This is a genomic window from Yeguia hominis, assembly GCF_014384705.1.
Classification (GTDB): domain Bacteria; phylum Bacillota; class Clostridia; order Oscillospirales; family Acutalibacteraceae; genus Yeguia; species Yeguia hominis.
Genome location: NZ_JACRSN010000014.1, coordinates 1 through 15,295 on the forward strand (window position 1 = coordinate 1; position 15,295 = coordinate 15,295).

The window sequence follows — 15,295 nt, forward strand, 5'->3', positions numbered from 1 at the left end:
CACGCTACACGCCGTATAAAGGAAGGGACGCACCAAGAGGAATGCTTACTGCCCGGTCTTGTGTATTGCGCTGATTGCGGCAGTAAGATGTCCTATCAGACGAATTACTACAAAAGCGGTGCCCCTTACCACTCGTTCCGATGCAGCAGCTACGGGAACAGAACCGTGAACTGCACCATCCATCATATCAGCGACAAAGTCCTCTATCAGTTGGTGCTGCGCTCCATCCAACGTCTTTCAAGCCACATTATCGCAGATGAGCGTGGCTTTGCGGAAGAACTGAAAAACAAATGGGAAGCACAGGCGAACGGTAAACCGCAAAAGCAAAAGGAAGAACTTCAGACAATCAACCGCAGACTGAATGAGCTTGACCGCCTGATTGGAAGTCTTTATGAGAATTTCATTTCAGGTCTGCTGCCTGAAAAGCAGTACAAGTCCCTGATGAAAAAATATTCTGCTGAGCAGGACAGCCTTGAGAGCCAAGTATCGGAAATTCAGGAGAAGCTGGAGCAAACGAAAGCGTCCTCTGCTCATATCGGGAGGTTTATCAGGCTCATCAAGAAGTATAAGCAGCCCACAGAGCTGACGAAAGATATGGCGTGTGAACTGATTGATAAAATCGTTGTTCACGAAGCCGTGGGCAAGAAGCCCAACCGACAGCAGCAGGTGGACATCTACTATAACTTCATCGGGCAGTTTGACCTCCCACTTTCCGAAAAGGAAATTGCCGAAGCAAGACGGAAAGCCGAGCAAGAAGCGGCGGAAAAAGCCAAGCGCAAGAAGAACCGGCAGCGTGAGAGCAATGCTGCGCATAGAGCTAAAACCAAGGCGGAACGCTGGGCGGCGAATGACGGTCATAAGTACCCGAAGCGTATCTGCGAACAGTGCGGTAAGGAGTTTTATCCGAACAGCACAAGGTAGAGATTTTGCAATACTGACTGTACAAAAGCCCATCAGCAGGCAGAAAAAGAGAAGAAACGCTTTGCCGAAAAGGGCGAGCACACCTTTCGTCAAAAGGTCTGCAAGATTTGCGGCAAGCCCTTCTGGCCGTCCAACGGTCAGGAGGTGCTGTGCTCCGAGGAATGCAAAACCATCAACCGCAGGCAGAAACAACTTGCCTATTATCACCGTAAGCAATTCGGGCAGAAAGCCGGAGAAGCAATATAATTCAAGGAGGACGACACAATGGAGAAATTCATCACAGACGAAAGGACAGGCTTGTGTTATGAGCTTATCGGGGACTACTATCTGATCGCCGGAGAGGACGAGCCGGAGGGCAGGCCTATTGGCATTTGGGGACAGCGACACCTGCGATACATTCGCAAGCACAAGACCAGTCTGTATGCCGAGCTGCTGACCACCGGCAAGCTGAACGATTATCTTGCAGACCTCAATGAGCAGGCAGAAGCAATGTTTTCTCGGCTGGTAAAGCAGCTTTCCGAAAAGGAGGGCGTAACGGAAGCCCTCAAAGCGGAAAACCAAATGCTGTGGGTACAGAGGATGAACAACATCCGCAGCGCTGCTATGGAAATTGTTTCAAACGAGCTTATTTATCGCTAACACTGCACAAGTAAGGTCGCCGTCAACAGACGGCGGATTTTCCTTTTCGGGTACTATTCAAGAAGTCATAAAGTTCCGTGAGTAATGGAAGAAGCCAGCGTTTGCGGAAATGTCACAATTTACGGAGGTAAAGTTTCAAATACCACTTGCCTTTTTGTTCTTGATATGATATTATTAGTACACGTACTAAAGTGTTTGAAGAAAGGTGATATATTTGCGGAGAGACAGCAGCGAGACGAAGCGGAAAATACTGACCGTGTGCGTTCGTCTCTTTTTGAAGCAGGGGTATAAAAGCACCTCTGTCAGTCAGATTGTGGACGAAGCAGGTGTTGCAAGAGGAAGCTATTTGAATCTGTTTCCCACCAAGGATAAAATTTTGCTGGACTTGACCGAAACGATGTTCGGCGGACAGTTCGGCATGGCAAGAAGCATTGCAGACACCAAGCTGCCGCCGGTTTACGCCTATGCGGTGGAAACGGCGATCCAGCTGACACTGACCGAGTTGAACGAGAACCTGCGGGAAATCTACATTGAGGCCTATTCCCTACCCGACACGTCGGAATATATCTACCTGCATACCACGGCAGAGCTGAAGCAGATCTTCAGCGCAAATTTCCCGGATTACAGCGACAGCGACTTTTACGAGATGGAAATCGGCACGGCAGGACTGATGCGCAATTATATGGCACGAAAATGCGACATCCATTTCCCGTTGGAACGCAAGCTCAGCCGCTTTTTGACGGCGGCGATGCGGGTGTACCGGGTGCCGGAGGACGAGCTGGAGCAGACGGTTCGCTTCGTCGAGCGTCTGGACATCCGCTCGATTGCCGAGCGCGTGATGCATACCTTGTTCCAAACGCTGGCGATGCGCTACGATTTTTCACTACAGGAAATTGAAGCCCCCTTGATTTCAGAAACGGAGGAAACCACATGAAAAAACGACTGTTCGCCATTCTGCTGACGCTCTGCCTGCTCGCGCAGCTCTTCCCGCTCACGGCAAGCGCGGTTCGCCTTGATTGGCCGCATCCGTCGGCGCATTGCGTCTGCGGAGGAGGAATCAGCAATCATCAGGCCATGAACGGACACACGGCCTATGAAGGGGTCTACTTCACCAAGGACGGGACGGAAAACACCTCCGGCGATATTTCAAAAATGAACGTGATCCGATCGGAAGCGGACCTTATGGAGATCCACCATAAAGCAGCGAACAACCAGGGAAAAACGTTCTACTATTACCTTGCCAATGATGTCACCCTCACGAAACGAATCTATGTTTGGGAGGGCTGCACGTTTGTGATCTGTTTGCATGGTCATACCCTTACCTGCAATGTACCGGATGCACAAAGCGCCTTCCTTGTGATGAATAACGCGCGTCTGGTATTTACGGATTGCCAGCTCTCCGGCGACCGCGGCCTCATCACCGGCGACAGCTGCGCCGCTGTTTCTGTTGACGAAACTGCCACATTTGAGCTTTACGGCGTGAGCATCTGCATGACCAGCTCGGAAACGGACGGCATCCGCGATACTTACAACGACCCGGTTTGCGGCATTTATAACTGCGGTACGTTCAATATGTACGGCGGCTGCTACTATCAAAAAAGCTCCGACTATCCCACGGATCGCCCGGTCATCAGCAACATCCGCAACACCAAGTACGGCCCCGGTGTAATTAACAGAGGAACCTTCAATATGTACGACGGCATCATCTCCGGCAACGAGCGGAACGGTGTGATGTCCACCATCACCCGTTCAGATGATACCATCAACCTCTACGGCGGCACCATCACCGGCAATACCGGCGCGGGTATTTCGGCCACCCACTGGCCCATGCCCTCTATCGCGACAAGCGACTATTATACCAATGTCAACCTCTACGGCGGTACGATCTCGGAGAATACCGGTGCGGGCATCGACGCGGCCTACGGCAGAGTGACGATGGCGCAGCAGAGCAGCGCCATTCCCGTCGAAATCAAGAACAACAAGGGCGGCGCGATCTCGCTGACGCGGGACGGCTCGACCGCCAACCTCGGCACCGGCCGGATTACCGGAAACTCCGGCGGCAAGGGCGCGGTCGCGCTGAGCGCAGGCTCCCTGACCCTTACCGGCGACGTGAAGATCACCGGAAACACCGGCGCGAATCTCTATCTTGCCAACGGAAAAACCGTTACATTGGATAATCTCGGCAGCGCCGCCGAGATCGGCCTGACCACCGAGAGCACGGCAGTTCCTGTGGTGTTCGCCGAGGCCAACGGCACGGATTACACCAGCCGCTTTACCCCGGACAGCGCGGGCTACAGCATCGGCTATAACGCCGCGCAGCAGCTCCAGCTGCAAACCATGACCTATCCCGTGACCTACGCCCCCGGCGCAAACGGCACGGGCGACAGCAAGACGGTGAACAAGGAGCACGACAGCGCTCTGGAGCTGGAGGGCGCGCTCTTTACTCGCCTCGGCTACACCCAGGTCGGCTGGTCGAAGCACGACGGCGGCGAGAAGGACTATTCCCTGAACGCGATTTATGAGCAAAACGAGGCGCTTACGCTCTACCCCGTCTGGGAGGAGCGCAGCGACTATACCGTCCACATCGTCAACCGGGACGGCACGACGCTTGCGGACTTTGAGAACGTCAAATGGACGGATGTGATCTGGGAGCGGTTTGGCGAGAGGCCCACAAGAGATAATAATGAAAGCTTGCTTTGGCTGCTGCTCGGTACAAAGAAAGTCTATAACGGTGATACCTACGGTAGCGTTGCTGTCAACGGCGAGAAGAGTCTGACCCTCGTTGCTGTTTGGAGCGGTTTCTTCGTGGATCGCAGCACCATTTCCGTGGGCGATTCCCAGTGGACCGGCTTCCGTTCCGAAGGGACGGAACACTTCTTCAAGGAAGATCAGACCGTGCAGATCAGCACCGCCCATCCGAAGGAAGTGAAGTACTTTGAGTACGCCGTCGGCGACCAATTCTATTCCGAATCCCGCGATGCTGGTGTTCTTTTCCGCGACGGGCACGATTATTATACTTATACCGGCGCTTTCAACACCGCCTCTCTGAATCTGGAGGAGGGAAAGCCCTTTGTGATCTATGCACAGCTGGGAACGGAAGCTGCTTACTATGGCGTTGTATGTACGGAAAAAATCATCATCGACAAGACCGCCCCGACGATCACCGGCGCGAAGAATGGCGACGTTTTCTGCGGCGAGGGCGACAAGACCCTCACCGTGACCGATCGGTATCTGGACACCGTGACCGTCAACGGCAAGACGGTGACCCCCAACGAACAGGGTCAGATCACCCTCACCGACGCGAGAACCCCGCAGACCGTCGTCGCCACGGACAAGGCGGGCAATTCCACGACGCTCACCGTGACCGTCCATTCGTCCCATTCCTACAAATGGCAGACAGGAAACGGCCAGTATTGGGGCGAATGCGAATTCTGCGGCAATAGGGTCGAAAAGAAGGACATCCCCACCCTGACCATCACCAGCCCGGATGCCGTCTGCCGCACGCAGGACTTCAAATTCTCTTTCAACCTGCCGGAGGGCTGCACGAATCCCGCCTACAGCTATGCGTTCACCTTCACGGGCGACGGCGAACCCATCGCCCCGGTCGACGGCGTCTGCGCGGGAACGATCCCGGCCAATTCCTACATGGCAGAGGAAAACAGCTTCCGCTTTATCGCCTCTGCCACGACGGCGGAGGGCTACCGCTTCAGCGTTTCCAAGGATATCACCATCCGCGAGCACTCCGGCGGCACGGCGACCTGCACGGAGCAGGCCATCTGCGACCACTGCGGTCAGTCCTACGGCGCACTGGCGGCGCACAGCTTCACGGCAGAAACCGCCGAGGAGCAGTATCTGAAATCCGCCGCGACCTGCACCGAAAAGGCGGTGTATTACAAGTCCTGCGCCGTCTGCGGTACCAGCTCCAAGGGGACGGCGGACGAGGCGACCTTTAAATCCGGCAAGCCGCTCGGCCATGACTGGGGCACGTGGACGCCCGACGGGGAGGGCACGCACAAGCGCGTCTGCACCCACGATGCCAGCCATGTTGAAACGGCCGGCTGCACCTACGGCGACTGGAGCACAAACCAAGACAGTCACTGGAAGACCTGCACCGTCTGCGGCGGAGAGGCTGAGCGGCTCAAACACGCCGACCCGGACTGCAACCATTTCTGCGACACCTGCGGCATCAAAATGACTGAGCACGACTTCACGGGAGAACTTGCGATCACGGCACTTCTGTACAAGGAAGCAAACTGCCTCTCTCCCGCGCTCTATTACAAATCCTGCAAGATCTGTATGCTGTCCTCCAAGGGAACGGCCAGCGAAGCGACCTTTGCAAGCGGGGAGAAAAACCCGGATCGGCACGCCGAAGAGCCGGGTGACTGGCAGCTTGACGGCGACAGCCACTGGAGATTCTACACCTGCTGCCATCTGGAGGTCGATCGCGGCGCGCATCAGGGCGGCACGGCCGACTGCCTTGCCCCGGCTCTCTGCGAGGTCTGCCAGCATCCGTACGGCGAGCTTGGCCCGCACCATTTTGTCGATCAGGTGAACGAATACCGGCTGAAGTCCGCCGCCACCTGTACAAGCCCGGCGGTATATTATCAGTCCTGCTCCACCTGCGGCGCGCAGGGCACGGAAACCTTTACCAATGGCAAGCCGCTCGGCCATGACTGGGGCGCATGGACGTCCAACGGAGACGGCACGCACACCCGCACCTGCACCGTTGACGGATGCTCTGCAGGCACGCAAACGGAGAATTGCATCGATGCAAACAAAGACCACAAATGTGATATCTGCGATTATATAATCAGCGAGTGTGCAGACGATAACAAAGACCACAAGTGTGATTATTGCGGCAAGAAGCTGACTGAGCACTCCGGCGGTAAGGCCACCTGCAAGGATAAGGCAAAGTGTGAGTTCTGTGGCGAAAGCTACGGAGAGTTGAATGCAAACAACCACTCTGATTTGAAACACTTCCCGGCAGTGGCGGCGACCAAGACTGCCGAGGGCAATATCGAATACTGGTATTGCTCCGGTTGCAAGAAGTATTACAAGGACGCTACGGCAACACAGGAAATCAAGCAGGCCGATACCGTAACGGCAAAGCTGCCGCAGACTCCCCCGACCGGCGATACAAGCAACCTTGCTTTGTGGATTGCCCTGCTGCTTGTCAGCGGCGGTGCGGTCATTGCTACAACGGTAGTAGTCATCAGAAAGAAAAAACACAACAGATAATGGAATAGCGTTCCCTTGCTCCAGCTTCCGAGCAAGACAAAAGCGTCGTAGAAATACGGCGCTTTTTTGTTGCCCGGAAGCGACAAACAGCGACTTTTGAATGACGGACGGTAAGGATACTGCCGCTAAAACAAAGCCGCTCATATCGAAGGAAAACGCCCAAAATCGCCCCGAAACTATACAGCGGGGTCAGGTTTTGGGCGTTTCTGCGTTTCGGGAGCAAATCGGCAATTCGGCAGTGAAAAGGAGGTGGCCCCTATGCCCCGTATGCCGAAATACCTCAAGAGAGAATGGGCGTTCTTTCTTGATGAGCGTGGCAGGAAGAAATACAACGAGCTTTGCAGGAAATGCGAAAGGAGCTACAAGCAGAGGATGCTATAAATGAACTGCTGATACGGTTTACCCGCTAAAGAGAAAAGTCGCTGTCACAGACGGCGGCTTTCCCTTTTCGGGAAGTATCCAAGAAGTCATAAAGTTTCGTGAGTAATGGAAGAAGCCAACGCTTTGAGAAAATAGAGAAGAGTAATATTCTGAAAACTACTTGAGATTTTGGGGAAAATCTGCTAAAATGCCTTTGTATATCTATGGGGTAGGGGAATTCATATCCTTTTGCCTTAGAAATTATGGAAGGAGGACTTGACTATGGCAAACAGAAATGCGACAATTATTGTCGGCTCGCCTCGGCTCGGCAGGAACATAGCGCCGTTTTTCCAGCGTGTCAAGTCTTATTTCATACAATTTGTAACGAACCAGTTGCCGGAGACAGGGCGCATTATGCCTTGACTTCGGCTTTTTGCGTTTGTCGGAAGGATGGTGGTTTGATATTGAAGTCCTAACCACGACCGGCAAATCAATCTTTTCCGGTTAAACCTTCTGTCTTCTCCGGCGTGTCCGCTGTCGGAGGAAGAAAATAGCGGATAGAATTATTTTGGAGGAATAAAAATGAAGAAGAAACTTCTAAGCCTTCTGCTTGCGTTGTGCTTTGTGATGGCACTTGTTCCGATGACAGCGTTTGCTGAAGGAACTTCAGTAGATAATTGGGACGGTACGGCAGATACAAGCTGGTACACCGACCATAAGACGGATACTGAATACCATTTCACCACTGCCGAACAGTTGGCCGGTTTAGCGCAGTTAGTCAATGACAAAACTGCATCTGTATCATTTGAAGGGAAAACGATTTACTTAGATAATGACCTCGACTTATCCGGCATCCAGTGGACCCCCATTGGAAATGGTGACAACTTTGTCAGACATTTTGCTGGTACCTTTGATGGGCAACATCATAAAATCATGAATCTGTACCATCACTATACTGGGGACGAACTTGTTCGAAATGGACTTTTCGGAGTTGTTTCTGACGGTGGTACATTAAAGAATTTACTTGTTATAGACGCTGATATTGCCTCAAATGATGGTTCGTTACTTGCCGGCATTTTGGCAGATTGGGTCAATGGCGGCACCGTTGAAAACTGCTATACAAGCGGAAAAATAGAAAACAATGTTGGCAGCAAGTTCGTTGGTGGGCTGATTGGTCAATGCACTTGGAGTACACAGGTAAAAGGCTGTGGCTCAGACGCCACGGTTATCAGTACAGAATCCAATGAAGATGATGTTGATACCGTTGGTGGGCTGATTGGTCAGTGGGAAAACTCTGCGGACAGCTCGTCGATTACTGATTGCTGGTTTGGTGGTTCTGTTTCCTGCAATAATATCTATTCAGCTGTAGGTGGTATTCTCGGTGCAAACTTTGAAAACTTCTCTGGGAACAAGCCTGGCGTAATAATCAAAAATTGCATAGTTGCAACAAAAAACATCACTGGCGCTGAGCCTGGCAATATCACTTGGATTACAGCTGTTGTAAATACCCATGTTACCGACTGCATTTGGCCGGATACACCTCCTGATGGCGTAACGCTTGATGAAGAAAAATATCCTGATAATAAAGGCAATTACTTAGCCGTTGCTAAGCTGGTGGTTGATTGGGATGCAGGTACTGCGAGTGCCGATCCGACCTTTGACCAGTCATCGTGCGGCACTGCTGTCTCCAACTTCACCTCCGCAGATGTCCTTGCTGGCTTGCAAACCAATGCCGGTGCGGGCGTTGAATGGGTTGCCGGAATCGGTCATCCAACTTTTGTGTGGGATGACAATAACATCCCCGCTGATTACACAGCTGTCGATGCAGCCATCGCAAGGGCAACGGCTCTTGATAGCAGCCTTTATACAAATTATTCTGCGGTAGAAGATTCCATTAACTCTGTTGACCGAGCAAAAAGTAAAGCCCAGCAAACAGAGGTTGATGCAATGGCAAAGGCTATCGAGGATGCGATTGCTGCCCTGCAATACAAGGATGCTGACTACACTAAGGTTGATGCAGCCATTGCCAAAGCAAATGCGCTGAACAAGGATAACTACAAGGACTTCTCCGGTGTGGAAGCTGCCGTCAACGCTGTTGTCCGTGACAAGAACATTACCGAGCAGACCGAGGTAGATGCGATGGCGAAGGCTATTGAAGATGCCATTGCTGCCCTGCAATACAAGGATGCCGATTACACAAAGGTAGATGCAGCCATTGCCAAAGCAAACGCACTGAACAAGGATAACTACAAGGACTTCACCGGCGTGGAAGCCGCTGTGAATGCTGTGATCCGTGGTAAGAACCTTACGGAGCAGACCGAAGTGGATGCAATGGCGAAGGCTATTGAAGATGCCATTGCTGCCCTGCAATACAAGGATGCTGATTACACAAAGGTTGATGCAGCCATTGCCAAAGCAAATGCACTAAACAAGAATGACTACAAGGATTTCTCCGGTGTGGAAGCTGCTGTCAAGGCTGTTGTCCGTGGTAAAAATATTACGGAGCAATCCGAAGTAGACAAGATGGCAAAGGCTATCGAAGATGCGATTGCTGCTCTTGAGAAAAAGCCTGCCAGTACCAAACCGGGAACATCCGATAAGAGTCCCCAGACCGGCGATACAAGCAACCTTGCACTGTGGATTGCCCTGTTGTTCATCAGCGGCGGTGCAGCCATCGGCACAACGGTTGTAAGCAGAAAGAAAAAGTACAACAGATAATTGAATAGTGTTCCCTTATTTTGGAGGAATAAAAATGAAGAAGAAAATTCTAAGCCTTCTGCTTGCGTTGTGCCTTGTGATGGCACTTGTTCCTGTATCGGCATTTGCAGAGGATGCACAGAACATAAATGTCTGGGATGGCAGCGTTCGCAGGTGGAACAGGTACCGCAGAGGATCCTTATCAGATCGCTAACGGAGCAGAGCTTGCATATCTTGCAAGTTCTGTGAATAGCGGAGAAACCTACGAAGATAAGTACTTTGTTTTGACGGCCAACATAAACCTGAACGGGCTGCCTTGGACACCGATTGCAAATTCTTTTTCTGATGCACTGTTTGGAGGTACGGATTATCGCATCTTTGCCGGTAATTTTGACGGTAAGGGATATACCATCTCTAACGTTTCCATTGGGTCTGAAACCACCCCGTTTGAATCGGATGTATTTGGGTTGTTTGGTGCAACGGGGGGGAAAATCAGCAACTTGAATCTGGACACGGTTTCTATCCACGGTGTAGCAAAGATTGCTTCTGGATATGTCGTCGGAATTGCCGGCGGTCTGGTTGGTTCTTCAGCCGGATCCATTGAAAATTGTCATGTGACAGGTTTGGCTATGGATATGAGCGCACCGAGCAACGGTTATGCTGCTGCATACTGGGTCGGCGGGCTTGTAGGTGCACTGGATGGAGCGCAGCTCATCAACGAGTGCAGTGTATCCGGCAGCATTACGGAAAAAGCCGGTAAGGGGTCTATCGGCGGACTGATTGGTGAATTGGGAAAAGCAGCGAAAATCACATACAGCAGATCCGATGTGACGGTAAATGTGAAGGCAGATTCCCGTGGCGGTGCGAATGTCGGCGGATTTATCGGCAAAGGAAACGGCAAAACAGATGCAGAAACGATTATTCGAAATTGTTACGCCACGGGCAATGTTACCGGCGGCGCATATACAGGCGGCTTTGCTGGCGGCCTTTGGGGACTGAATATCAAAAACTGCTATGCAAGTGGCAATGTATCACAGGCTGCGGCTGCTATGGCCTCTTTTGTAGGTACCGATGCCTCTGACTCAAATTACTATGGCTCCATTACAAATTGCTTTACAACCGGCATCGTAACAGGCTCATCACCCTTTCGGTATGCCTTTGCAGAGCAGTCGTCTGCGACCAAGAGAAGCGAAATAACCAATTGCTATTTTGCAGTGGAAAACCTCGGTATTAAAAACCAGAACGAATCTGCAACTGAAAAGCCGCAGGATGAAATGAAAAACGAAGCTTTTGCAGCCGCGCTGAATGGCAGCGACGACAGCAACGGATGGTCTTTTGTGAACGGACAGGTTCTCTGCGGTGCAGAACCGGCAGATTACAGTGCTGTGGAAGCAGCGATGGCAGCCATTCCCACTGATTTGACTGTCTATACCGACGAATCTGTTGCCGCATTGAATACGGCGGTGGACGGAGTTGTTAGGGGCAAAGCTTTGGCGAGTCAGGCTAATGTCAACGCAATGGCACAGGCTATCGAAGATGCCATTGCTGCCCTGCAATACAAGGATGCTGACTACACTAAGGTTGATGCAGCCATTGCCAAAGCAAATGCGCTGAACAAGGACAACTACAAGGACTTCTCTGCTGTAGAAACTGCTGTCAATGCTGTTGTCCGTGACAAGAACATCACTGAACAGAGCGAAGTTGATGCGATGGCACAGGCTATTGAAGATGCCATTGCTGCCCTGCAATACAAGGATGCCGATTACACAAAGGTAGATGCAGCCATTGCCAAGGCAAATGCACTGAACAAGGACGAGTACAAGGACTTCACTGCCGTGGAAGCTGCCGTCAATGCTGTTGTCCGTGACAAGAATATCACTGAGCAGAGCGAAGTTGACGCAATGGCGAAGGCTATTGAAGATGCCATTGCTGCCCTGCAATACAAGGATGCCGATTACACAAAGGTAGATGCAGCCATTGCCAAAGCAAATGCTTTGAAGAAGGATGACTACAAGGATTTCTCTGGTGTGGAAACCGCTGTCAAAGCTGTTGTCCGTGGTAAAAATATTACGGAGCAATCTGAAGTAGACAAGATGGCAAAGACTATCGAAGATGCGATTGCTGCTCTTGAGAAAAAACCTGCCAGTACCAAACCGGGAACATCCGATAAGAGTCCCCAGACCGGCGATACAAGCAACCTTGCACTGTGGATTGCCCTGTTGTTCATCAGCGGCGGTGCAGCTATTGGCACAACGGTTGTAAGCAGGAAGAAAAAGTACAACAGATAATTGAATAGCGTTCCCTTGCTCCATCTTCCGAGCAAGACAAAAGCGTCGTAGCAATACGGCGCTTTTTTGTTGCCCGGAAGCGACAAACAGCGACTTTTGAATGACGGACGGTAAGGATACTGCCGCTAAAACAAAGCCGCTCATATCGAAGGAAAACGCCCAAAATCGCCCTGAAACTATACAGCGGGGTCAGGTTTTGGGCGTTTCTGCGTTTCGGGAGCAAATCGGCAATTCGGCAGTGAAAAGGAGGTGGCCCCTATGCCCCGTATGCCGAAATACCTCAAGAGAGAATGAGCGTTCTTTCTTGATGAGCGTGGCAGGAAGAAATACAACGAGCTTTGCAGGAAATGCGAAAGGAGCTGCAAGCAGAAATCGAGAGATACAGGCGAAAAGACACGGCGCAGTGGATGCTATAAATGAACTGCTGATACGGTTTACCCGCTAAAGAGAAAAGTCGCTGTCACAGACGGCGGCTTTTCCTTTTCGGGTACTATTCAAGAAGTCATAAAGTTCCGTGAGTAATGGAAGAAGGCAATGCTTTGAGAAAAAGATGAGAGCAATATTCTGAAAACTACTTGAGATTTTGGGGAAAATCTGCTAAAATACTTTTGTATATCTATGGGGTAGGGGAATTCATATCCTTTTGCCTTAGAAATTATGGAAGGAGGACTTGACTATGGCAAACGGAAATGCCGACAATTATTGTCGGCTCGGCTCGGCTCGGCTCGGCTCGGCTCGGCTCGGCAGGAGCATAGCGCCGTTTTTTCAGCGTGTCAAGTCTTATTTCATACAATTTGTAACGAACCAGTTGCCGGAGACAGGGCGCATTATGCCTTGGCTTCGGCTTTTTGCGTTTGCCGAAAGGATGGTGGTTTGATATTGAAGTCCTAACCACGACCGGCAAATCAATCTTTTCCGGTTAAACCTTCTGTCTTCTCCGGCGTGTCCGCTGTCGGAGGAAGTAAATAGCGGACAATTAAAAAATGGAGGAACTATTATGAAGAAAAAACTATTTGCAATCCTACTCAGCATTGTAATGGTAGCTGGATTGCTACCGACCGTAGCCTTTGCTGCGGAAAACTACAATCTGTATGTAAACGGCGAACAGTTCACAAGCGAAAAGCTCTCTATCGCTTGTGGAGAAGGAACCGCAAGCTATGACCCGAATACAAAGACCCTTACGCTTAACAATGCCGCAATTACAAACGGCGGCAAAAGTGATGAAAGTCCTAAGTACGGTATCAGAGTAGTCGGAGACACCGATTTAACGATCAAACTTTCCGGCACAAACAGCATTACTTTAGATAACGGCGGCGGAATTTTTGCAGACGGTAGCAGTGATAATTACAATATTATCGGTGACGGTAAGCTTACAATCAATGTAAAATGGGATGCACTCTATACGCTTAATGGCAACATCAGCATATCCGAAGGTGCAAAGCTTGATATAACTTCTGCCCAGGGCTGCGGAATTACTTCTTATAATAAAGGAATACTTTCCATTGACGGCGCAAAGGTTGCGGTTTCTTCCTATTACACTGCTGCAAGCGCCAAGGAACTGGAAATCAAAAACAACAGTGAGGTTGTTTTGATCGCAAGCGAGGATCGCTTTAACGCAGCGTATATGGGCGATGAAAACGGCGCGGGCAAAATTGAGATTATCAACTCCAAGGTGGAAGCAACAAGCTATTATCCCGCTTTGTTTACCGAGGGCAATCTGACGGTTAACGGCGGCGAGGTAAAATGCACCTCTACTGCGGACGGCGCAATATGGACAAAAGGCAATATTCTGATCAAAGGCGGCGCCAAAGTAACCACTGACGGTAAATTTCCGATGGGCGGTAACGGTACTTTTACCGTAGAAGAAGCAGAGATTGATGCAAAGAATACGAATGAGAATAATATCCCTGCAATTTTCGATGAAAGTGTGCCTGTGATTGCCGATGGCTATCACCTGAACTATGCAAAAGCCGTAGACTCGGAAGGAACAGAAATTGACCTGCTTTCCAGCGGAACCCAATATTTTGCACTTTATAAGAATGTCCATTTTATCACAAAGGCTGTCTATCCGGTTTCTTTCGTTGTAACGCCGGACGGTCTGACCAATGTTGTTGTGAAAGTGAATGGTCAGGAGGTTACCGGCTCTGTCAGTTTGGAAGCAGGAACTTACCCTGTTGAGGTAACAGCCGATAACTGCAAAGCATACACCGACAATATAACGATCACCGCCGATGCGGCAACGCATACGCAGACCATTGCAATGACTTATTTACCTGCCGACTACTCCAAGGTTGATGCAGCCATTGCCAAAGCAAATGCACTAAACAAGAATGACTACAAGGATTTCTCCGGTGTGGAAGCTGCTGTCAAGGCTGTTGTCCGTGGTAAAAATATTACGGAGCAATCCGAAGTAGACAAGATGGCACAGACTATCGAAGATGCGATTGCTGCCCTGCAATACAAGGATGCTGATTACACAAAGGTTGATGCAGCCATTGCCAAGGCAAATGCACTGAACAAGGACAACTACAAGGACTTCACCGCCGTGGAAGCTGCCGTCAATGCTGTTGTCCGTGACAAGAACATCACTGAACAGAGCGAAGTTGACGCAATGGCAAAGGCTATTGAAGATGCCATTGCTGCCCTGCAATACAAGGATGCTGATTACACAAAGGTTGATGCAGCCATTGCCAAAGCAAATGCACTGAACAAGGACAACTACAAGGACTTCTCTGCTGTAGAAACTGCTGTCAAGGCTGTTGTCCGTGGTAAAAATATTACGGAGCAATCCGAAGTAGACAAGATGGCACAGACTATCGAAGATGCGATTGCTGCTCTTGAGAAAAAACCTGCCAGTACCAAACCGGGAACATCCGATAAGAGTCCGCAGACCGGCGATACAAGCAACCTTGCACTGTGGATTGCTCTGCTGTTTATCAGCGGCGGTGCTGCCATTGGTACAACGGTTGTAAGCAGGAAGAAAAAGTACAACAGATAATTGAATAGTGTTCCCTTGCTCCATCTTCCGAGCAAGACAAAAGCGTCGTAGCAATACGGCGCTTTTTTGTTACCCGGAAGTGACAAACAGCGGCTTTTGAATGACGGACGGTAAGGATACTGCCGCTAAAACAAAGCCGCTCATATCGAAGGAA

Annotated in this window: 7 protein-coding genes; all 7 read left to right on the top strand. The window is 50.6% G+C overall.

Annotated elements, in window-relative coordinates; translation table 11 throughout:
* On the top strand, positions 1 to 921 hold a 921-nt coding region (locus tag IAG03_RS09415; protein WP_249319845.1), incomplete at its 5' end, for a DUF4368 domain-containing protein.
* Positions 922 to 1,185: 264 nt separating this feature from the next.
* Positions 1,186 to 1,560: a TnpV protein gene (locus tag IAG03_RS09420; protein ID WP_249319846.1), complete on the top strand. Its 375-nt coding sequence runs from the start codon at positions 1,186 to 1,188 to the stop codon at positions 1,558 to 1,560.
* A gap of 214 nt (positions 1,561 to 1,774) precedes the next feature.
* A complete protein-coding gene (locus IAG03_RS09425) occupies positions 1,775 to 2,494 on the top strand; it encodes a TetR/AcrR family transcriptional regulator (RefSeq protein ID WP_283243105.1) in 720 nt (239 codons plus the stop codon).
* A complete protein-coding gene (locus IAG03_RS09430) occupies positions 2,491 to 6,798 on the top strand; it encodes a hypothetical protein (protein WP_249319848.1) in 4,308 nt (1,435 codons plus the stop codon). Before IAG03_RS09425 ends, IAG03_RS09430 begins: the two co-directional genes overlap by 4 nt.
* A gap of 942 nt (positions 6,799 to 7,740) precedes the next feature.
* Entirely contained in the window at positions 7,741 to 9,876 is a 2,136-nt protein-coding gene (locus IAG03_RS09435; RefSeq protein ID WP_249319849.1) for a hypothetical protein, read from the top strand.
* A 128-nt stretch (positions 9,877 to 10,004) separates the two neighbouring features.
* Positions 10,005 to 12,143 (top strand): GLUG motif-containing protein, encoded by a 2,139-nt coding sequence (locus IAG03_RS09440; RefSeq protein ID WP_249319850.1) that lies wholly within the window; start codon positions 10,005 to 10,007, stop codon positions 12,141 to 12,143.
* Positions 12,144 to 13,140: 997 nt separating this feature from the next.
* Positions 13,141 to 15,141 carry a hypothetical protein gene (locus IAG03_RS09445; RefSeq protein ID WP_249319851.1) on the top strand — a complete coding sequence of 667 codons (2,001 nt, stop codon included), beginning with the start codon at positions 13,141 to 13,143 and terminating at the stop codon, positions 15,139 to 15,141.
* Positions 15,142 to 15,295: the final 154 nt, after the last annotated feature.